The organism is Rhodococcus sp. NPDC019050, assembly GCF_055664235.1.
This window is the reverse complement of the sequence record NZ_JBVOON010000001.1, coordinates 502,101-522,552: the sequence shown is the minus strand read 5'-3', so window position 1 is coordinate 522,552 and position 20,452 is coordinate 502,101. Positions and strand designations below refer to the sequence as shown.

Annotated in this window: 18 protein-coding genes and 1 pseudogene; 4 read left to right on the top strand and 15 right to left on the bottom strand. The window is 67.3% G+C overall.

The features are described 5' to 3' along the window. Nucleotides 1-31: 31 nt before the first annotated feature. From AC0B44_RS02520 to AC0B44_RS02485, 8 genes are read right to left on the bottom strand one after another with little or no spacing between them, the layout of a single operon-like run. On the bottom strand, nucleotides 32-868 hold the full coding sequence (locus tag AC0B44_RS02520) for a methylamine utilization protein (RefSeq protein WP_471901328.1): 837 nt from the start codon (nucleotides 866-868) through the stop codon (nucleotides 32-34). Nucleotides 869-915: 47 nt separating this feature from the next. Beyond that, nucleotides 916-1,245 carry a cupredoxin domain-containing protein gene (locus AC0B44_RS02515; protein ID WP_471901327.1) on the bottom strand — a complete coding sequence of 110 codons (330 nt, stop codon included), beginning with the start codon at nucleotides 1,243-1,245 and terminating at the stop codon, nucleotides 916-918. Nucleotides 1,246-1,259: 14 nt separating this feature from the next. Then, nucleotides 1,260-1,586 carry a cupredoxin domain-containing protein gene (locus tag AC0B44_RS02510; protein ID WP_471901379.1) on the bottom strand — a complete coding sequence of 109 codons (327 nt, stop codon included), beginning with the start codon at nucleotides 1,584-1,586 and terminating at the stop codon, nucleotides 1,260-1,262. A gap of 25 nt (nucleotides 1,587-1,611) precedes the next feature. Further along, nucleotides 1,612-3,198, bottom strand: coding sequence for a multicopper oxidase family protein (locus AC0B44_RS02505; protein WP_471901326.1), 1,587 nt, complete (start codon nucleotides 3,196-3,198; stop codon nucleotides 1,612-1,614). Continuing rightward, nucleotides 3,195-4,508, bottom strand: a complete 1,314-nt coding sequence (locus tag AC0B44_RS02500; RefSeq protein WP_471901325.1) for a hypothetical protein — start codon at nucleotides 4,506-4,508, stop codon at nucleotides 3,195-3,197. The genes AC0B44_RS02505 and AC0B44_RS02500 overlap by 4 nt, the downstream gene beginning before the upstream one ends. Continuing rightward, nucleotides 4,505-5,194, bottom strand: coding sequence for a methylamine dehydrogenase light chain (locus AC0B44_RS02495; protein ID WP_378528107.1), 690 nt, complete (start codon nucleotides 5,192-5,194; stop codon nucleotides 4,505-4,507). The genes AC0B44_RS02500 and AC0B44_RS02495 overlap by 4 nt, the downstream gene beginning before the upstream one ends. 30 nt (nucleotides 5,195-5,224) lie before the next feature. Continuing rightward, nucleotides 5,225-5,824: a redoxin domain-containing protein gene (locus AC0B44_RS02490; RefSeq protein ID WP_169621220.1), complete on the bottom strand. Its 600-nt coding sequence runs from the start codon at nucleotides 5,822-5,824 to the stop codon at nucleotides 5,225-5,227. Between the two features lie 43 nt (nucleotides 5,825-5,867). Further along, the gene (locus AC0B44_RS02485) at nucleotides 5,868-6,455 is read right to left on the bottom strand and encodes a MauE/DoxX family redox-associated membrane protein (protein ID WP_471901324.1); all 588 of its coding nucleotides are present in this window, start codon (nucleotides 6,453-6,455) and stop codon (nucleotides 5,868-5,870) included. Nucleotides 6,456-6,817: 362 nt separating this feature from the next. Here AC0B44_RS02485 and AC0B44_RS02480 point away from each other — a divergent pair, with 362 nt between their 5' ends. Further along, nucleotides 6,818-8,365, top strand: a complete 1,548-nt coding sequence (locus AC0B44_RS02480; protein WP_471901323.1) for an APC family permease — start codon at nucleotides 6,818-6,820, stop codon at nucleotides 8,363-8,365. Beyond that, nucleotides 8,362-9,114, top strand: coding sequence for an IclR family transcriptional regulator (locus tag AC0B44_RS02475; RefSeq protein WP_471901322.1), 753 nt, complete (start codon nucleotides 8,362-8,364; stop codon nucleotides 9,112-9,114). Before AC0B44_RS02480 ends, AC0B44_RS02475 begins: the two co-directional genes overlap by 4 nt. Here AC0B44_RS02475 and AC0B44_RS02470 read toward each other — a convergent pair. The 4 genes and pseudogenes from AC0B44_RS02470 to AC0B44_RS02455 all read right to left on the bottom strand — a co-directional run bounded on the left by AC0B44_RS02470 (nucleotide 9,098) and on the right by AC0B44_RS02455 (nucleotide 13,448). Further along, nucleotides 9,098-9,853 (bottom strand): aspartate/glutamate racemase family protein, encoded by a 756-nt coding sequence (locus AC0B44_RS02470; RefSeq protein WP_471901321.1) that lies wholly within the window; start codon nucleotides 9,851-9,853, stop codon nucleotides 9,098-9,100. The two genes, AC0B44_RS02475 and AC0B44_RS02470, sit on opposite strands and share 17 nt — an antisense overlap. Nucleotides 9,854-9,857: 4 nt before the next feature. Then, nucleotides 9,858-11,371 (bottom strand): annotated as a pseudogene (locus AC0B44_RS02465) (NCS1 family nucleobase:cation symporter-1). 64 nt (nucleotides 11,372-11,435) lie between these two features. Further along, nucleotides 11,436-12,158 (bottom strand): GntR family transcriptional regulator, encoded by a 723-nt coding sequence (locus AC0B44_RS02460; protein ID WP_471901320.1) that lies wholly within the window; start codon nucleotides 12,156-12,158, stop codon nucleotides 11,436-11,438. Nucleotides 12,159-12,230: 72 nt separating this feature from the next. Next, the gene (locus tag AC0B44_RS02455) at nucleotides 12,231-13,448 is read right to left on the bottom strand and encodes an RNA polymerase sigma factor (RefSeq protein ID WP_471901319.1); all 1,218 of its coding nucleotides are present in this window, start codon (nucleotides 13,446-13,448) and stop codon (nucleotides 12,231-12,233) included. Nucleotides 13,449-13,664: 216 nt separating this feature from the next. Here AC0B44_RS02455 and AC0B44_RS02450 point away from each other — a divergent pair, with 216 nt between their 5' ends. Then, a complete protein-coding gene (locus AC0B44_RS02450; protein WP_471901318.1) occupies nucleotides 13,665-14,561 on the top strand; it encodes an oxidoreductase in 897 nt (298 codons plus the stop codon). On the opposite strand, the gene AC0B44_RS02445 is transcribed toward AC0B44_RS02450, so the two are convergent. The 3 genes from AC0B44_RS02445 to AC0B44_RS02435 form a co-directional block, all read right to left on the bottom strand. Then, nucleotides 14,548-16,881 carry a DEAD/DEAH box helicase gene (locus AC0B44_RS02445; RefSeq protein ID WP_471901378.1) on the bottom strand — a complete coding sequence of 778 codons (2,334 nt, stop codon included), beginning with the start codon at nucleotides 16,879-16,881 and terminating at the stop codon, nucleotides 14,548-14,550. The two genes, AC0B44_RS02450 and AC0B44_RS02445, sit on opposite strands and share 14 nt — an antisense overlap. Before the next feature lie 69 nt (nucleotides 16,882-16,950). Continuing rightward, nucleotides 16,951-17,373, bottom strand: a complete 423-nt coding sequence (locus AC0B44_RS02440; protein WP_471901317.1) for an organic hydroperoxide resistance protein — start codon at nucleotides 17,371-17,373, stop codon at nucleotides 16,951-16,953. 7 nt (nucleotides 17,374-17,380) lie between these two features. Next, a complete protein-coding gene (locus tag AC0B44_RS02435) occupies nucleotides 17,381-17,836 on the bottom strand; it encodes a MarR family winged helix-turn-helix transcriptional regulator (RefSeq protein WP_471901316.1) in 456 nt (151 codons plus the stop codon). Between the two features lie 161 nt (nucleotides 17,837-17,997). Between AC0B44_RS02435 and AC0B44_RS02430 the strand changes: the two genes are divergently transcribed. Next, nucleotides 17,998-20,421 carry an ATP-dependent Clp protease ATP-binding subunit gene (locus tag AC0B44_RS02430; protein WP_471901315.1) on the top strand — a complete coding sequence of 808 codons (2,424 nt, stop codon included), beginning with the start codon at nucleotides 17,998-18,000 and terminating at the stop codon, nucleotides 20,419-20,421. The last annotated feature ends 31 nt before the right edge of the window (nucleotides 20,422-20,452 follow it).

Here is a 20,452-nt window from a genome sequence, read left to right as displayed (position 1 = left end):
CGGATCGAAGCCGTGTCGATTCGAGTGCGTGTCAGATCAGCGAGATCGCCGCGAACGCTGCGAGCCCGACCAGGGCGGCACCCGTCACGGCCTGCACGCGGCGGTCGACGACACACATCACCGACAGGAAGCCCGGCATCGAGCCACCGCGACGGGTGTGCGCGATCGCAGCGACACTCGGCATGCACCGGCCGAGGGACACGACGGTGAACATCGCGGCGCCGAGCGCGGGGGATCCGACGGCGAGTACGCCGAGCACCAGCAGGTAGTACGCGCTGGACCGGATGAAGATGAGGAATCCGGGGCCGATGATCGCGCCGAACAGGAGCGAGACCTTCCACGGGGCCATCGTCCGCCGCAGGTGCCGGGGCAACTGCTGACGGCGCATCGGAGCGGGCATCGACAGGACGCCGATCTCGTGGAGACCGTAGGCGAGGGCGAACACTGCCCATCCGAACAGCAGCCACAGCGGGGACAGATTCGCTGCGGTGACGGATCCGAGCGCACCGAGGGCGGCACCGGTGAGCGCGCCGGTGGTCACCGATCCGAGTGCGTGCCAGCCGAGCCGGCGCAGCGGGGTGGATGCTCCCTTGCGGCCCGGCTGTTTCGGCGCCGCGACGACCCCCGCCACGGACATTCCGCAGGTGGACCAGTTCGCCGCGAGCGAGGTGACGAGTCCGGCACCGACCACGGCGGCTGTCAGGGCCGTCGCCGTCGCCGGTGCGGCGAGCGTCGCGGCACCGGCGCCGACCACTGCGGCACCGGCGGCCAGGCCGAGCCGTGCCGTGGTGGATACGGCGCCCGAGAGCGTCGGGCGGATGTCGGGTAAGTCGGTTGCGATCGGTTCGTGGGTGAGGACGGTGGTCATCGGTAACCTCCAGAGTCGTTGCTGTGTACGAGAGTCCCGCTCGTTTCTCAGCGGACGGTGACCGTTCCGGTCATGTACGGGTGGATCGAGCAGGTATAGGTGTAGGTGCCGGGACGGTCGAACGTGTACGAAAAGGTGCCTTCTCCGGTGATCCCGCTGTCGAACTCACCGGGTGATTCCACGTGGTGCAGGAGACCACCGTCGTCGAACCGCCATTCGACGGTGTCGCCGACGGCGACGGTGGCGTCCATCGGACTGAATTGGACGTTGCTGATCTCGATCACCGCATCGGGAACGTCCGCGGCACATCCGGTCAGCGTCGCCGCGGCGATCCCGCCTGTGATCGCCCAGCTGCCGATTCGGCTGCGGCGCAGCATTTCCCGATGCTCCACTACTCGACGATGACGGTGCCGACCATCGACGGGTGCGGCGTGCAGTGGTAGGTGTACGTGCCCGGATCGTCGAAGGTGTATTCGTAGGTGCCCTCGGTGAGCAGTTCGCTCTGCAGCACACCCTCGAGCGGGCCGTCACCCGCGACGTCGTGGGGGAGACCGTTGTCGTCGAAACGCCATTGCACGGTCTGTCCGGCCTCGATCGTGACCGAAGCGGGTGAATACGACATGTTCGCCACGTCGATGACCACGGCGGGTTCGTCGGACGTGTCGCTCGAACCGCACGCGGTCAGGGCGGCGGAGGTGGCGAGTGCCACGGCAAGCATTGTCAGTTTCTTCACAGCTGTCCTCTCATCGGATGTACCGCAGGTTCGCGGTCATCCCTGCCTCGAAGTGATAGGCATTGTGGCAGTGGAACATCCACTCGCCAGGGTTGTCGGCGTCGAACTCGATCGCGAGTTCGGTGCCGGGTAACACGTTCACGGTGTCGCGCCGGAGTCCGCCGTATTCCGGCACCGCGAAAGTGTGTCCGTGCGTGTGCATCGGATGCCACATCGTGCTGTTGTTCGCCATCGTGATGCGGATTCGTTCGCCCTGGCGCATCACGAGTTTCCCGGCGTCGGGCCCGGCCATGCCCCACACGTAGCGGTCGCCGGCCTGAATCAGTTCCACTCGGTAATCCCGGTCCGGAGAACGGGTTTCCAGCCGAACGGCCTCAGCCGGTCGCAGTTCGCTCTCGGCGACCAGACGCCCGTCGAGTTCTGCCAGGACACCCCGGACATCCGGGTCGGGCAGTCGCGCGGCGTCGGTCGACCGCAGCACCGTCGACGCGTATCCGTCCCGGCCCTCGACCTTCGCGACCACCGGCCACGCACCCGACTTCAGCGTGACGAGAACGTCGTAGCGTTGCGCCATCCCGATGATCAGCGTGTCGGTGGTCGTCGGGGTGACGTCGAACCCGTCGGCGGCGATGACGGTGAGTTCGTGTCCCGCGATCGCGAACCGGTACGGCGTCTCCGCGGCCGCGTTGACGATCCGCAACCGCACCCGGCTACCCGGTGCCGCCGTGACGACCTCGGGGTCGTTCGGCGGTCGCCCGTTGATCAGGTGCAGCGGGTACCCGATGTGCTGGGTCATGCCCCCGAGAGGCACGGACGAACCGTGCCCCCCGTTCACCAGTGTTTGCGCCACCGACGACTGCTCCGGGGTGGGTTCGGCCGCTGCGCCGCCGCCGTGCCCGCCGTGCCCGCCGTGGCCCCCTGAGATCGCGGGGTTGAGGGCGGCCAGGACTGCCTCGGGTGTCGTCCCGAGGCCGTCCACCCAATCGTCGAGGACGAGCGTGACGTCGACGTCGGCACCCGAGGTGTCGTTCGGATCCTCCACTACCAGTGCGCCGAACAGGCCACGGTCGGCCTGCAGCCCACTGTGCGAGTGATACCAGTGGGTGCCCGGGTCGGGAACGACGAAGTCGTAGAGGAAGTCGCCTCCCTGCCCGATCGGATCCTGGGTGGCCGGTGCGGCACCGTCCATGTCGTTGCGGATCCGGATGCCGTGCCAGTGCACCGTCGTATCCGTCGGGAGTTCGTTACGCACCGACACCAGCATCTTGTCGCGCACACTCGCCCGCAGTTCGGGAGCCACCGCACGACCGCCGTACGACCACGTCTCGACGAGACGTCCGCCGAGGTCGACGGTCGCCACCGCTGCCGACAGTGCGGCAGTGACTTCGCGCCCGTTCCACCCGCGCGCCTGCTCCGCAGCCGCGATCTCGGGATCGGTTGCGGTGATGTAATCCGGCGGGGTGGCAGGTTCCGCCGCCCCACCCGAACTGCAGGATGCCGCACCGAGACCCAGAACTCCGAGTCCCACCGCGCCGGCTCCGAGGGAGCCGACGCGGAGGAAACCGCGGCGGTCGAGGGTCGGGCCCGAACGGGTCATTCCAGCACCTGAGGGGTCAGGAGCGTGCTCACGTCTTCGACGGTCCCGGTGATTGCCACCGAACTGACCTTGTCGCCGGTCTCGGCGGAGATTCCGACGATCGTCTGTGCCGATTCGCCCTCCACCTCGGGGCCGCCACCGACGACGTAGAGCGTCTCACCGTCGACCGAGAAGGCCATGCTGCCGATGTCGGTGAGCCCGAGCGCCGCCAGATCGAGGGTCTTCACGGGCGCGAACGTGGCCGCGTCGAAGAGGTCGATCTTCACCACGTCGCCACCGCGAGCGGAGTGGGGGTGAACCACCGAGTCGGTGTACTCGATCGCGATCCGGGTGCCGGTGTTGTTGATGGCGTTGCCCGCGAACCGGCCGGAGTCCTGGCCGGCGTTTCCGATCGGTGTCACTGCTTCCGACGGGAGGCCGTTCGAGAAATCGAGGACGTACACGTCGCCGTTGGCACCCACCAGCAGTGCCTTGTCGGCTTCGTCGGCCCAGGTGACCGTGCGGTTGCTGACGAAGTCGTCGGGAAGGACCTTGGCGCGGGCGGTTTCCGTGGGCACACCGGCGTCGTCGATCGAGATCTGGATCAGTTCCCGCGTGTCTTCGCAGACGCTGTAGAGCTCGTGCCCGACCATCCAGGTGAACGGTCCGCAGCCGATGATCTGCAGTGCGCCGCTTTCCTTCTTCGTCTCGAGATCGACCACACGCACGCCGTAGAGGCCGTCGTCCCAGGTCACGAAGTACTTGCCGTCCGAGGTGACCGCGTTCGACCCCGGCCGTGAGTGCACGCGCGCGTAGTCGGGGAGGATGACCTCCGAGGGCTCGAGCAGGTTCCCCGAATAGGTGCTGACCGTGAAGTCGGCGGCACCGCGGGAACCGCGCGGACGCCACACCTCGGCTGCGATGACAGCGGGATCGCTGGGTGTCTCACCGACGAAACCGTGAATCACGGGATCCCAGATGCCCGGGCCCACGACGAAACGGCTTCCCGCGACGCCGGTCACGGGATCGAGCGCGTTGAGGCCGATCTCGAGACCCCAACCGTCGCCGACGGCGAGAACGTCGGTCGACTTGATCGGCTCGATCTCGGAGACGTGGACCGGTTCGGGGATGGTCGACCCGATCTCCTGGTCTTCGCTACCGAGCGTGATGCCCTCACCGGGCGTCGTGAAAGGCACGGTGGGGTAGGTGACCTCGCCGGCGGCGGGACTCTCGTCGTCGTTCGAACTGCATCCGGTGAGAACGATCGCGGCGGCGAGCGGAACGGCGATCGCGGCGGTACGGGGAATGCGCTTGCTGGATCGAGATGTCATGCTCCGGCACCGACCTTCGGACGAGCTGCGGGGCGGGTCTGGCAGTCCTCGCCGATGATGGGCGCCATCGTGCAGGTGTACGCCTGGGACTCGTCCGAGACGCACCAGATGATCTCCTGGTCGTAGCTGCCGGAGACGGGGTTGTACATGATGGCCTGCATGTCGGGTTCGCCGCAGAAAGCGTTGGAGCACGACGGTGCGCCACAGCAGTCGTAATAGGCGATCAGGTAGGTCTTTCCGGTGTCCGGGTTTGTGCAGCAGCCCACCCAGAACTCGGCGCCCGGACGGCTGCCGGGAGCACATGTCGTCACGCCGCCGCCGTTGCAGGCCGCACACGAGGTGCCGTCCATGTTGCACCAGCGCCAGTACTCGCACTCGGCCGGATCCTTGCCGTCGAACGTGATGAACTGGGGGTCCGGCACCTCGGGTGCCGCAGGCTCCGGCGGCAGTTCCTGTGCCATCGCGCTCCGGGTGACGGGCAGCGAACTGATCAGCGCGACACCGGACACGCCCATCGTCCATCGGCCGATCTTGCTGAGCATCGAACGGCGCGAGGTACTTTCGGACAGTTTGCGTCCTGTGCGGCTGACGAAGGATCCGCCTTTGCCTGCCATCCAGTCCGCTTGTTCGCGGACGGTTTCCTCATCGACCGGATATCGGTTCTCGGTCATGTTGTGTTCTTCCATGGCTGGGCTCCTTCTCTCTCTCGGGACGGGTCAGGCAGACTTCGCCTGCGCATGCAGGTGCTGGAGGGACGGAGTGCCGGACTCGAGAGCGTTGAGCAGACTCTCGACCTGGGCCATGTGGTTGCACAGGCCCTTACCGCGGATCTTGCCGTGCTCGTCGAGGATCACGCCGTACGGTGTGGTGCCCACCTGGTAGGCGATTCCGACGTCGCGAGCGTCGATGTAGCTCAGTTCGTCGCCGATGTTGCTGCCGGCCAGGAACTCCCGGTGCTCCTCCGGGGTGCCGTCGGACACGATGACGACGTCGAGATCGGTTTCCGCGCGGGCCATCGCACGCAGACCCGGAAGCAGGCTCTTGCAGGTGCTGCAGCTGGGAGCGGTGAACATGAGCAGCTGCGCCTTGTCGCGGTGACCGCCGACGCGCACCGACCGTCCGACGTGATCGACCAGTCCGGCGAACGACGGGCCGGCCTGCTCGACCTTCGGGCCGGTGTCCATCATCCGCGCACCCAGCGGCCCGAGGCGCACCTGGACGCGACCGATCTCCCGGGCCAGTGCCAGGGTCATGAGGAACAGCAGTGCGACCGCGACGGTGAGCACCACGACGGCTACCAGAAGAAAAGTTGTCATCGAAATCAGTCCAATCTGTGCAAAAGGTTCGGCGGAGAGGGGGTTACGAGCCGTACTTCGACTCGGTGCTCACTGCGCGCAATCTGATCGAGGCGGAAGTCAGATAGTCGTCGACGGGGCGACGGCCGAAGTGGACGACCGATCGGATCTGCACGACCGCGACGACGGCCAGCACGGTCAGCAATCCGGCCGAGGCTCCGATGAGCTGTTCGAGCGGAGCGATCCCGGACGGGTGGGTGACCGACAGGACGAGTGCGGCGACAGCGAACGATGCCGCGCGTCCCGCGTGGAACCAGCCGATGCGTGGCACCTCGTGCGCGGAGAACGCGAAGCACCCGCAGTCGAGGTCACGCCGGCCGCGGGCCAGGTTCACGGTCAGTCCGAACGCGAAGGCGGTGAACAGCAGCGCGGCGCCCGCAGCCGCCCATCTGCCCGCCACCCCCAGGATCAACGCGGTTCCCACGAGAACCTCGACCGGCGGCAGTGCGCCGGCGACCACGCGTTCCATCCGGTCCGGCAGCAGCCGGTACCCCTTCACCACGGTCAGCAGCCCGTCCCGGTCGCGGAGCTTCGGAATGCCCGCGAGCAGGAGCGTCCCACCGAGTATCGATGCGACCATCGCCCACAACATGGATCACGCCCTCTCTGTCGTCGGGCCAATCCTGATGAGCAGATGCGGCACTTCTGCTTCGCGCAGGAAAACACTGTGCGGTCGCCGAGTGGAAAACGGCCCGTTGTCGTTCCGGGCCCGTTTGCGCTGGTCATCGCGGCGTTCTGTGACGCGGATCGCTTCGGGGGAGCCGGGAGCGGGGATTCCGAAGGCCGCGTTGACCATCCGGATTTCCACTTGGGTTCACACGGTTGTCACATGCGCACCCCGGGTGAAACGTTTGGGACAGGTGTGACGAAGTTACGAGGTGGAAACAAGGCCGTTCTACGGTTTTTGCTGGTAGCCCGGGGTCCGAAGCCGGGCAGATGGAGATCGGAGTGCCGGTGACGAGCGGCAGACGTGGCGGTGGTGGGTCACGGATCGGTGGCGCGCTGGGAGCGGCGATCGCCCGGTCCCGAAATGCGGCGCCGGTCGCCACACCGGTGTTTTCACCCCTGCGGGCGCTGAGTCGCCGGCAGCTCTCGCAGATCGACCTGATCGGCCAATCCTTGTCGACGGTTGCCCCCGCGACCGGAATGATCTTCATCGCGTCGTGGATCATTTCGGCCGATCCCGGAGTTGCGGGGCTGGCCGCGATCCTCGGCACCACCGCGGTGGTCGTTGCGGTGGCCTTCTGTATCTCCCAGTTCACCCGCCGTCTCGCCGCTGCGGGGTCGTTGTACAGCTTCGCCTTCCACGGTCTTCCCCGACGCGCCACCCTCACGATGGGTGCGGCTCTGCTGCTCGGTTATCTCGGCATCGCAGTGTCCGTTCTGGCCAACTCCGCCGTGAGCTTGCTGGGAATCGCCACCGCCCTGGACATTTCCGTATCCGGCACCCTACCGCTGCTGGTGGAGGTAACGCTCGTGGCGAGCGTCGTCGCGCTCATCGCAGTGCGCGGTGTCCGCCTCGCGACGCGGGCGATCCTCGTCGTGGAACTGTGTTCCCTGGTCCTCATCTGCGTCCTGATGGTCACCGATCCCGGTGCCCCGACCCCGTCGGTCGCACCCGGTGCCGCCCAGACGTTGCCCTTCCTGGCGCTGATCGTGGTGTTCGGAATGGCGGGGTTCGAGAGTGCGGCGTTCTTCGGAGCCGAGGCCCGGCGCCCCCTGATCACCGTGACCCGTGCGGTGCTCGTCACCCCGATCCTGTGCGGCGCGGTCTTCGTGTTCGCCGGTTGGGCAGCACTGACCGGGCACGCGGATGTGGTCGTGGCCGCGTACTTCGACGGCACCGCCTCGGGAGCGAGCACGGCGATGGTGGTGGCGGTCAAGGTCGGGGTGACCTTCTCCTGGTTCGCCTCGGCGCTGGGATGCGCACAGGCGGGTTCGCGATTGTTGCTGGCGATGGGTATCGAGGGAACCGTTCCGCGACGCCTGTCGCGTGTCCATCCACGATTCCGCACACCGTATGTCGCTGTGGTCGCCTTCACCCTCGCAGCGGTGATCGGCGCCTGGACATACCTGCTGATCTTCCTCGGCGACTCGGTGGTGTTCGACGGTTTCGTGGAGGTCGCCGTGGTCGGTGCCTACACGTTGCTGGCGGTGTCCTGTCTGCGCTTCCTGCGGCGCATCGGTGAGGATGCCCGCGCGACCACGGTGATCGCAGTGGGCATCACGGGTGTGGGCGCCGGACTACTCGGCTTCCTCGCGTTCTCCGGCATCGTCGACGGCCAATGGGGGATACCGTCCGCGGTACTCGTCGTCGGGATGTCCGGCGTGGTGTGGGCAGCCGTCCTGAAGCGGACGCGGCCGGAGTCCCTGGCGACCATGGGTGCGTTCGACAGTCCGGAAACCGCCGACCTGCTGCCGGGCGCGGGAGAACTGGTGCTCGACGACGCCGGGCGACCCCAACTCGTATCGGCACATCCGTCGCCGGGGGACGCACGATGACCGCCCAGGCGGATATCGATGTGGGGTTCGGTGGTCAGCAACCCAAGGCGGTACGGAAGGCACTGGGCATGCTGGAGGCGGTGGCGCATCTCGGACCCGGGGCCACGGCGAAGGAGATCGCCCGTTTCGCCGGTATGGCACCCACGACCGCGTACCGGATGCTCAACCTGCTCGTCGCCGAAGGTTTTCTGGTGCGGGTACCGGACCTGTCCGGTTTCGCACTCGGCCGGCGCACCGCCGAACTGTCCCGCGCGGCGGCCGAGACGGACACCTCACCCACGCTGCACGAGACCGTCGAAGACCTCCGGTCACACACCCGTTTCGGGTTGCATGTGGCGTCGTTCGCGGGTGGGAGATTGCGATTCGTCGATCAGGATCCCGATCACGAGATCGTCGGAATCGCGCTTTTGGCCAAGAACCTCCACTCGAACGCGCTCGGGAAGATCATGCTCGCGCACATCCCCGGGACGAGTGCGGGGATCGAACTGCGCAAACTGACGGACAACACCGTGTGCGATGCCGAGACGCTCGAAGCCGAGTTGTCGAGGATCCGGGTCGTCGGCCACGCGTTCGAGAACCAGGAGTGCCGGGTGGGCCGGTCGGCGCTGGCCGTGCCGATCCGCAACCACGATGCCGAGGTGGTCGGAGGGCTCTGTCTCCAAGGTTCCCCACTGCGCGTGTCGCCCTCGGAGTACGAGCAGTTGACCTTCCTTCACGACGGATCGCGGCGCCTCACAGGTCTGTTGTGAAATCGTGGTCTGTGGAGAAACTCTGCAGCAGACCGGAATAGCGTTTCGGAGGCGGTGACGCGAACTCGCCGCGTTTGCCCCCGGTGGCCAGGCCCATCGTGACGAGCGACTGTACCGAAAGCGTTGCCGCGGTGACGCCGTCGACGACGGGAACACCGAGGTCGGCGGAGATTCGGGTGCACAGATCGGCCATGCCCGCACAGCCGAGCACGACGACGTCGGATCCGTCTTCCGACAGCGCATCGAGGCAGGCTTCCGTGATGATCTTGCGTGCATCCGGGTCGGTGTCGAGTGCGAGCACGGGGACCTCACACGCATGTACTCCCCGGCACTTCTCGCGCATCCCGTAGCGTTCGGCCAGATCCCAGGCGCGGCCGGTCGTGCGGCCCAGTGTCGTGACGACCGAGAAGCTCCTCCCCAGTAGAGCGGCGGTGTGCATCGCGGCTTCGGCGATCCCCACGACCGGTCCGGTCGCGATCTCGCGCGCCGCGTCGAGGCCGGGGTCGCCGAAACAGGCGATGACATAGCCGTCGGCGCCGGCGCGTTCACCCTTCTCGATCTCGGCGAGAAGCCCGGGAACGGCGAGCGCCTCGTCGTAGTGGCTCTCGATGGACGGGGGCCCCATCGCCGGGCTGACCGCCTCTACGCGTGTGCCCGGGCCGGCGACGGCCCGGGCACACGCCTCGATCTTGGCGGTCATCGCCAACGTGGTGTTGGGGTTGACGACCTGGAGGAACATTCGATCAGACGGCTTCCTGGGCGGGGGAGGGTTCGGGGACGCGCACCGCCAACCGGGTACGGGTGGCGAGCACGTGGTAGACGGCGAAGCCGAGCCCACACCCGATGAACCAGCTGTACTGCGCCGCGGTGCTCATGCCCGGAGCGCTGTTGAACAGCACCGGGGTCATCGCGACGGCGGCACCGACGACGGTCGCGATGACGGCAGCGGGGTTGTATCCCTTGCGGTACCAGTAGGCACCCTTCTCGGACATCGTGAACAGGTCGTCGACGATCACCTTCTGCCTGCGCACCAGGTAGTAGTCGGCGATGAGGATGCCGAACAACGGACCGATGAACGCGCCGAGGGTTTCCAGCGTGTAGTGGATGACCTCCGGGTTGTTGTACAGGTTCCACGGGGTGATGAGAATCGACCCGACCGCGGCGATCATGCCGCCCGCTCGCCAGCTGATCCGCTGGGGGCTGACGTTGGAGAAGTCGAACGCCGGCGCGATGAAGTTCGCGACGATGTTGATGCCGACGGTGGCGATCGCGAAGGTGAGCGCGCCGAGGACGATCGCGAAGGTCGAGTCGATGCGGGCGACGGTTTCGACGGGGTCGGTGATCAGTTCGCCGTAGACCGGCAGAGTAAGAGACGCGGTGATCACGACGAGCAGCGAGAACACCAGGAAGTTGAGGGGCAGTCCGAGGAGGTTCCCCTTCTTGACGGCGGCGAAGGACTTTCCGTAGCGGGAGAAGTCACCGAAGTTGAGCATCGGTCCGGAGAAGTACGAGACCACCAGCGCGATCGCGCCGAGCATGACAGGTACCGACGACCAGCCGGTATGGGTGACGTCACCGAGGGTCAGGTCGATCGCACCCCACCCGGCCTGGGAGATCAGGTAACCGCAGAGCAGGAACATCACGACATAGACTGCGGGACCGCAGAAGTCGATGAACCGCCGAATCGATTCCATTCCCCGCCAGAACACGCAGGCCTGTACCACCCACAGCGTGAGGAAACTGGCCCAGCCGAGTGCGGACAGCCCGGCGAAACCGTAGTCCTCGACGACCGCGTACGGCGCGAGTGCCGGGAAGAGTTTGATCAGCACCACGTCCAGCGCGGCGGACGCGAGGAACGTCTGGATCCCGTACCAGGCCACGGCGATCACGCCCCGGATGATGGCGGGGATGTTCGCACCCAGCACTCCGAATACGCTTCGGCAGATGACCGGATAGGGAACCCCGGTGACCTGACTGGGTTTCGCGACGAGGTTGCAGAAGAAGTAGACGATGGTGATGCCCACCAGCAGCGCGACCAGCACCTGCCAACTCGCCAAGCCGAGTGCGAACAGGCTTCCGGCCGTGACGTATCCACCGACACTGTGCACGTCGGACATCCAGAACGCGAAGATGTTGTACGAACCCCACCGCTGATTCTTCAGGGGGCCAGATCGTCGTTGGTGAGCCGCGGATCGTAGGCCGCGGCGGCCCGACCCGGTACGGGCGTTCCGTCCTGCGGTGTCATCACTTCGGTCATGGGTGCTCCTGTGCGGTGGGGGATTTCGATGCACCGACGCTAACCGCGTGACATTGCCGCAGGATTACCCGAACTGTATATCTTCCGGGCTGAGCAACCCGGCGCCTGCGGGGAGCGTCGAGATCGCCGCGTCGAGGCGGCGGTTGTGGTGTTCGTACGCCGCGAGCAACTTTTCGGTGTCACGCTCGAGGAACGCGTCGAGCATGGCTTTGTGTTCGTGGTGCAGTTCGGCGCGTTCGGCGTCGCTCACGTGGACCATCGGCTGGACCGGCTCGGTGATGTTCCACGCGTATTCGAGCATGTGCAGTAGCCGGTGCATCCGGGACGGACGCGCCAACGTCATGTGGAAGATCCGGCTCTCGCTGTGATAAGTATGCGAATCATGTTCTCGGACGGCATATTCGAGGATCTCGCGGGAACGCTCGGCGAGCCGGTCGTCCTCGGGAGTGGCGTTGTGAACCGCCGCCGCGAGAGACGCCGACTCGAGTGTTTCCCGGACGAGGTACAACTCGCGCAGTTCGGCAGCGGTCAGCTGGGCCACGGTGTAGCCGTAGTTCTGCCGATGGGTGACGAGTCCTTCCCCGATCAGCGTCTTGAGAGCCTCGCGGACGGGGATCCGACTGACGCCGAAGAGTTCCGCGACGTCACCCACCGGTATCGGGGTGCCCGGCGGCGCTGCCCCGGACAGGAACACCCGCCTGAGTTCCTCGAGGATGGCGTCCTGGGGTCGTCCGGGTACGTCCACGCGGAGCCGGTCGAGAAGCACCGATCTGCGACGTGGGGCCACGGCGGTGGCTCCTTTCTTCCCGCGAACACGACGAACGGCGTGACGGTAGGCCCGCAACGTGTCGGCTGTGTCTCACCCGTGTGACGACACCGTGTCGGACGGTCCCGGCCGTTGCTGCGCGTTGCCCTGCCGGTTCGCCGCTGCACGGGTGGTCGTGGTCGGCTGCGCGGTGCGGGTCGGCGCTGCGGTGGGAGTGGCCGGTCTCTCGTCCTTCCTCTCGTCCTCGTCACGGGATTCGTCCGCCGGCCTCGTCCGCCTGGGGTAGCGCGTCGTCGTTTCCTGGGTGCTGGTCGTGGTGGGCGCAGCCGTCGACGTGGACAGCGGCGTGGTGGTGAGGGAGGACGCCGGCGGGGAGTAGTCGACGGTTGTTTCGGCGACCGGCACCGCCGGTTCGGGAACCGGTTCGGTGGTCGTCGTGACGGGTGTGGTGGTCTCACTCGTGGGAGCGACCGTGACGACGGCAGCGGGTGACGGCGGGCGATCCATCGGGCGCGACGTCTGGGACGTCGGCGCCGGCGGGTCCGCGGGGTCCGGAGCGGGTCGCGCGGCGACCGCGACGACGGCGAGTGCCACTACCGCGGCAACGGCGGCGACGACGATCGCCGACCTCTTCCCGCGTCCACGCCGGACGGTGGGGAAACCGTTCCGGTTCAACGGTTCGATGCGGCGCCCCATGTCGGTGAGTTCGGTGTCGAGAGGAATCGCCGTGAGCACACGGTCGCGCAGACGCGGCGGGAGTGGGACGGGCGGCAGGGAGGCGAACAATCCGGTGGCGTTCGGGACCGTCGGTACGGCGAGGTCCACCGCTTCCTGGGCGCGGGCGAACGAGCGGCCGTCACCGGCCACCGATCCGAGAATCGCGTCGATCTCCTGCGCGGTGAAATGGTGTCGCACCGACAGTTCGAGGACCTCGCGTTCGGTGGCACCGAGTTCACCGACCGCATCGCGAACCGCGTACACCTCGGGTCGCAGCGGCGGCGCCGCAGGATCGGTCGTGGGCACGAAACCGACGGAACCGCTCACGCGTCCCTGTCTGCCACATTCCGATCGGACGATCGCATAGAGCCACGCACGCAACAATCCGATGTCGCGAAGGGCGTCGATTCGCCGCGTGGCGATCCAGACCGAGTCGTACACGACGTCGGACGCGGTCGATCCGTCGACGAAGCCACACGCGTACGCGAACAATCCGGGTGCGTACAGGTCGTACAGCCGCCTCGTCGCGGCAGGATCTCCCTGCCGCAGTGCCTCGCCGACCTCGCGGTCGGTGGACCCGTTCCGGTACGCCATCGATGCAAACCTCCCCTGTTGTCCGCGCCCCCGTGCGCCCCTGCGGGACTCGCGCCCGCGTGCACTCTACGAGGCGTGCTGCCGACTGGGAACGCTCACCGGCGGAGAGCGAGATCTCCGCGGCCGGTGCGCCCGTCCGAGGCTCTGCCGGGGATGTTCCCGCGAACACCACGATCCCCTGTTTTCGATGCCGTTACGTACGTAGGGTGGCCAGTTATGGCGGCATGGACAGCGAACGACATCCCGGACCAGAGCAACCGCACCGTGGTGGTGACGGGGGCCAACAGCGGCCTGGGAGCCGAGACGGCCCGAGCGCTCGCGCGCGCCGGTGCACAGGTGGTCCTGGCGTGCCGCGACGTCGCGAAGGGCCAGGAGGTTGCCGACGGCATCGGGGAGAACGCCGAGGTACGCAGGCTGGACCTCGCAGATCTGTCGTCGGTACGCGAATTCGCCGCGGGCCTGGCTGCGAGCCACGAGACGATCGACGTGCTCGTGAACAATGCGGGTGTGATGGCGGTGCCGTTCCGCCGTACAGCCGACGGGTTCGAGATGCAGATCGGTACCAATCACTTCGGGCACTTCGCGCTGACCGCACTACTTCTCGGCCGCATCACCGACCGGGTCGTCACCGTGAGCAGCACGATGCACCGCATCGGCAAGATCGACCTGGACGACGTGAACTGGGAGCGGCGCCGCTACGAGCGGTGGCCCGCCTACGGCCAGTCGAAGCTGGCGAATCTGTTGTTCACGTACGAATTGCAACGGCGACTCGCCGCACACGGCTCCGCGGTGAAATCCATTGCGGTACACCCGGGATATTCCTCCACGAACCTGCAGTACCGGAGCGAGTCGCGTTACGGAAAGCTCGTCGAACTCGTGACGCCGGTGATCGGGCAATCCGCGGCGATGGGAGCGTTGCCGTCCCTGTACGCCGCGACCGCCCCCGATGCGGAGGCCGGTGGTTTCTACGGGCCGGGTGGACTGTTCGAGATGCGTGGGCACCCCAAGAAGGTCAGTTCCAACGCGCGCTCGCACGACGAATACGTCGCGTCGCAGTTGTGGGAACTGTCGGAACGACTCTGCGACGTGCAGACCCCGCTCACATCAATGTGAACGACACCGGTGGTAGCGCGTCGCGCCTGCACAGACCGGTCTGGTCGACGAGATCGAGGATGCGCAGGTAGCGACGCACGAGATCGCCCGCAGAGAGCCCGGACTCCGAGGCGACGTTCAGCGCCGCGGCGAGTCCGTCGCCGCGTGCCCACCGGTGGACGGCCTTCACGGCCACCGGATCGGGGTCGGGAGTCGGCGTCAGCCCGTGTCGTTCCTCGGCTGCGGCGAGTTCACCCCACAGCCGGGTGGTGGCGCGCAGCGCTTCGTCCACCGCGGGAGTGGCGGATCCGGACGCCGCCGTGCTGCGCTGCCGGCTCTCGCCGAGAACGCTCGACGCCACCGCCGCGAGTTCGCTGGGCTCGAGCCCGGCCCACGCACCGGTCCGCACGCACTCGGCTACGAGAAGGTCGCTGGTGCAGTAGATCCGGCCGAGTCGTCTGCCTTCGTCCGTGACGTATGCCGACCTTCCGGCCGGATCGAGGTGGAGGTAGCCCCGTTCCTCGAGCACCGCGAGCGTGCGATCGAACGTGTCGCGCAGGCGACCGGTGACCGCATCGATCCGGACGCGCATCCGCCGGGTGTCGGTGCGCAGGTCCGCGAGCCGGCCCGCGGTCGCCAGGAGATGGACGCGATCCGGTCGCCGGTGGCCCGGATGCGACCGCACCGCGCGGGCGAGGGCGGTGACGGTGTCCGCCGAGGCGGTGGTCCGAGCGACGGTGAGTCGTTCGCACAGACTTCGGTACTCGGCGAAACCAGTTGCGCCGGCAAGTTCCGCTTCGAGATCGTCGATCACCGTCGTGTTCGCCCGGACCGCGTCGGACAGCGCGCTCACCGATCGTTCGGCCTGGAATTGCGCGAACGAGCGATCCAGAAGCTTCCGGGCGTCGTCGAGGCCGAGGCGATCGACGAGGTTGACGCAGGTGTTGTAGCCGACGCGGAGCGAGCTGTGCAGAGGGTAGGCGCGGGTCGAGGCGAGCCCGGCTACGGTGGCCGGCGGGGTATCCGGGTTCCAGAGCACGACGGCGTGCCCCCGCTCGTCGATCCCACGCCGCCCCGCACGTCCGGTGAGCTGGGTGTATTCGCCGGGCGTCAATCGAACAGGCCCGGAAGCCGTCGGTTTGACCAGACGTTCGAGTACCACGGTGCGCGCGGGCATGTTGACGCCCACCGCGAGTGTCTCGGTGGCGAACACGACGCGGACGAGCCCGCGCGAGAACAGGTCCTCCACCGCGTGCCGGAATGCCGGTACGAGGCCGGCATGATGCGCGGCGAATCCTCGCTCGAGGCCTTCCATCCAGTCGGCGTACCCGACTGCGTCGAGATCGGCCGGCGGCAGCGCGGCGGTGTGCAGGTCGGCGATCGCCCGAATCTGCGGAACCTCTGCCGATTCGGTGAGACGCAGCGACGAGTCGAGGCATTCGGTGACGGCCGCGTCGCATCCGGAACGGCTGAAACGGAACCAGATCGCGGGTAGGAGTTGTTCGGCTTCGAGTCGCGCCACGATCTCCGGGCGGTCGCCCCCGGCGGGTACGGGCGTGGGGGTGCGGCGTCTGCGGCGTTTCCTGCTGCCGGGCGGCGGTGGGGCTGCGTCGGCGAGTTGCCGATGAGCGATGTAGCGGTCGAGCGTGTCGTCGACGATGCCGGTGGTGGGGGAGAAGAGGTCGAACAAGCGTCCACCTGCCAGCATGTGCTGGGTCAGCGGTACGGGCCGGACTTCGTCGACGACGACGGTGGTGTCGCCGCGCACCCGGCGGATCCATTCCCCGAATTCCTCGGCGTTGCTCACGGTCGCCGAGAGGCTGGCGAGCCGAACCTCGGCGGGGAGATAGAGGATGGTCTCCTCCCAGACCGCTCCGCGTTCGCGGTCTGCCAGATAGTGCACCTCGTCCATCACGACGTGGGTGAGTCCGTCGAGGAGTGGCGAGCGGGAATGCAGCATGCTGCGGAGGACTTCGGTCGTCATGACGACGACGGGGGCGTGCGGGTGGAGGGTGATGTCGCTGGTGAGGAGGCCGACCTCGCCCTCACCGAATCGCTCGACGAGGTCGTTGTACTTCTGGTTGCTCAGCGCCTTGATGGGCGTTGTGTAGAAGCAGGTGCCGCGGGGCCGGAAGTCTGGTTGCCCGGCCGGCGGGGTGTGACGTATCTCCAGGGCCAGGTAGGCGGCGAATTCGCCGACGACGGTCTTTCCCGCTCCGGTCGGTGCGCACACGAGCACGTCCCGGTCGTCTTCGAGTGCACGACAGGCCCGGACCTGGAAGTCGTCGAGGGTGAATCCCAGCTCGGCCGCGAACTTCGTCAGCCGCGACCCGTCCTGCATACGCACGTGTCCACGCTACGCGGACGCAGCGTGGACACGTGTCGAGGCGGTTCGGTGGGTACCGGAAGATCAGTCCTCGGAGACCTCGAGGTTGACCTCGATGTTGCCTCGGGTCGCGTTGGAGTACGGGCACACCTGATGGGCCTTCTCCGTGAGCTCGCGGGCCTGCTCGGTGGACAGCTTCGGCAAGGTGACCTCGAGGGTCACCGCGAGGCCGAATCCGCCTCCGTCGGTCGGGCCGATGCCGACGCGCGCGCCGACGGCGGAATCGCTGATGTCGGCGTTCTCCTGGCGGGCGATCATCTGGAGTGCGGAGTGGAAGCATGCCGCGTAACCCGCCGCGAACAACTGTTCGGGGTTGGTGCCTTCTCCGTTGCCGCCCATCTCGACGGGCATGGCGAGGTCGACGTCGAGCTTGCCGTCGCTGGTACGGGCGTGGCCGTTGCGTCCGGCGCCGGTGGCGAGGGCTTCTGCGGTGTAGAGGATCTTCATGGCGTTCCTACCTTTCCTCGGGGGTGTCGTCGGCTGCGTTCTGCAGCGCGACGGTCAGGCGGTGGAGCGTGTCGCGGAGTTGGACGAGGTCGTCGAGGTCCATCCGTCCGGCGCGGGCGACGCAGCCGGGGATGTCCGCGGCTTCCTTCCGGAGCGCGTTGCCGGCGTCGGTGAGATGGACGACGACGCGCCGCTCGTCGTCGCGCTGCCGTTTCCGTTCGACGAGCCCGGCCGATTCGAGGCGTTTCAGCAGAGGTGAAAGCGTCCCGGTGTCGAGGTCGAGCGCGTCGCACAGGTCGTGCACTCCGCGCGCGTCGCGTTCCCACAGTGCGAGCAGCACCAGGTACTGCGGGTAGGTGACGCCGAGTCGGTCCAGTAGCGGCCGGTAGACCGCCGTCGTGGCGCGCGACGCGCGGTAGAGCGCGAAGCACACCTGTTGATCTAGAGCGAAAGGATCCGACACGTGAAATAAAGTAGCGCACCGTTCTGTTGTGCACAATACAAATGCCTTCCCCGCTCCTCGTGACGTAGCTCACCTTCATTTGCCCTCGGACTCCGGAATTGATGAAGTATTCGGCACGTTAGTTGAGTGAGTAAGGCTCAAGTCAAGAGAAAGGCTTCGGAATGACGGCATTCTTCGGGCCTGGCGGACCCGGCCGAATCGACCTCTCCCGCTTCATGAGCCGCGGAACGCAGGAACTGATGGCGGTCGCGGCTCGCTTCGCCGCCGAACGCGGCGATGCCGACCTCGACGCCCTGCACCTCCTCCGCGCCATGGCGGAAACCGATCCGGCCCGCACCGTCATGACCCGCTCCGGAGCCGACCCGGCTGCCGTGATCGCGGCTGTGGACCAGCGGTTGCCGCAGAGCAACCCGGACTCCGGCGTTTCGGCTCCCGCCCTCAGCGGGGCGGTCAAGACCGCGCTGCTGGAAGCACATCAACTCTCGCGCGCGCTCGGCTCGACCTACATCGACCCCGAGCATGTGTTCTTCGCGCTGGCCGCGGACCAGACCCGCGCCCCGGGACGGTTGCTCGCCTCCCTCGGCGTCACCCCGCAGTCCCTGCAGACGGCCCTCCAACCGGTGCCGCCGGCCGAAGCGGGTGGCGACTCCGCGACTCCGACGCTGGACAAGTTCGGTGTCGATCTCACCGAGCGTGCTCGGGGCGGGGGCATCGACCCCGTCGTCGGCCGCGCCGACGAGATCGAGCAGACACTCGAGATCCTGTCCCGCCGCACCAAGAACAACCCGGTGCTGCTGGGTGAGGCAGGCGTGGGCAAGACGGCGATCGTCGAAGGGCTCGCGCAGCGCATCGTGGACGGCGACGTTCCGGAAAACCTGCGCGACAAGCGAATCGTTCAGCTCGACCTGACCGGCATGGTGGCGGGCACCCGCTACCGCGGCGATTTCGAGGAACGCCTCACCAAGGTGCTCGACGAGATCACCGCGCAGTCGGGCGAACTGATCGTGTTCATCGACGAACTCCACACGGTCGTCGGCGCCGGTGGCGGCAACGACGGTGCGATGGACGCGGGGAACATCCTCAAGCCCAAGCTCGCCCGTGGCGAGCTGCACATCGTCGGTGCGACGACGCTCGACGAATACCGCAAGCACATCGAGAAGGACCCGGCGCTCGAACGGCGCTTCGGTCCCGTGATGGTCGGTGAGCCGAGCCGCGAGGACACGGTCGCCATCCTCCACGGACTGCGTGACCGGTACGCCGAATTCCACGGCGTCCGTTACACGGACGACGCTCTCGACGCGGCCGTCGAGTTGTCGGTGCGTTACCTGCCCGACCGGCACCTGCCGGACAAGGCGATCGACCTCGTGGACCAGGCCGGTGCGCGGCTGCGGCTCCACACCCCGCGGGTCGACGATGCGCAGCTGCGGGACCGGCTCGTCGAACTCGAAGCCGAGAAGGACCGCGCGGTGCAAGCCGAAGACTACGAGGAGGCTTCGCGGGTCCGTGACGAGATCGTTCGCATCCAGAAGCGCATCGACTCCGGCACGCCCGCCGATGCGGAACTGCCGGTCGTCGACACCGAACTGATCGCCGAGGTCGTCTCGCGAGCGACGGGAATCCCTGTCACGCAGATGACCCGGGTGGAGAAGGAACGCCTTCGCACCCTCGAGGACGAGCTGCACAAGCGCGTCATCGGGCAGGACGAGGCGGTGCGCGCGGTCGCGCGTTCCGTCCGCCGGAGCCGCTCGGGTATGAGCGACCCCCATCGTCCGGTGGGAAGCTTCCTGTTCCTCGGCCCGACCGGCGTGGGCAAGACCGAACTCGCGAAAGCGCTGGCGGAGGTCTTGTTCGGCGACGAGCGAAAGATGCTGCGCGTGGACATGAGCGAGTTCGGTGAACGACACACCGTGAGCCGGCTCGTGGGTGCCCCGCCCGGGTACGTGGGCTACGGCGAAGCCGGTCAGCTGACCGAGCAGGTCCGGCGCAACCCGTATTCGGTCGTGCTGCTCGACGAGATCGAGAAGGCGCACCCGGACGTGTTCAACACCCTGCTGCAGGTGCTCGACGACGGTCGTCTCACCGACGGCGAAGGCCGCACGGTGGACTTCACGAACACCGTCGTCATCATGACCAGCAACCTGGGCTCGGACATCATCTCCAGCCGCGGTGGAGCCATCGGGTTCACCACCGGCGACGCGGAGGCGGCCGAAAAGCCCCTGCGTGACCGGGTGATGGGACGGCTGCGCGAATCGATGCGGCCCGAGTTCCTCAACCGCATCGACGAGATCGTCGTCTTCCGGAAGCTCGACGACGAGCAGCTGCACCGGATCGCCGATCTCCTGCTCGACGAGAGCCGGAAGCGGCTCCAGGCCAAGGGCATCGAGATCGACTTCAGCCCCGAGGCTGTGGAGTGGATCGCCCGGCACGGGCATCAGCCCGAGTTCGGTGCTCGTCCGTTGCGCCGGTCCATCGCTCGGGTGGTCGACGACCGGATCGCGGACCTGCTGCTCGACGACACCCTCGTCGAGGGCGGGCGAGTCGAGGTCGACGTTGCCGGCGACGAACTGGAGTTGCAGGTGAGCTGAGTTCGGACCGGAAAAGGCGGGTGTGTGCACT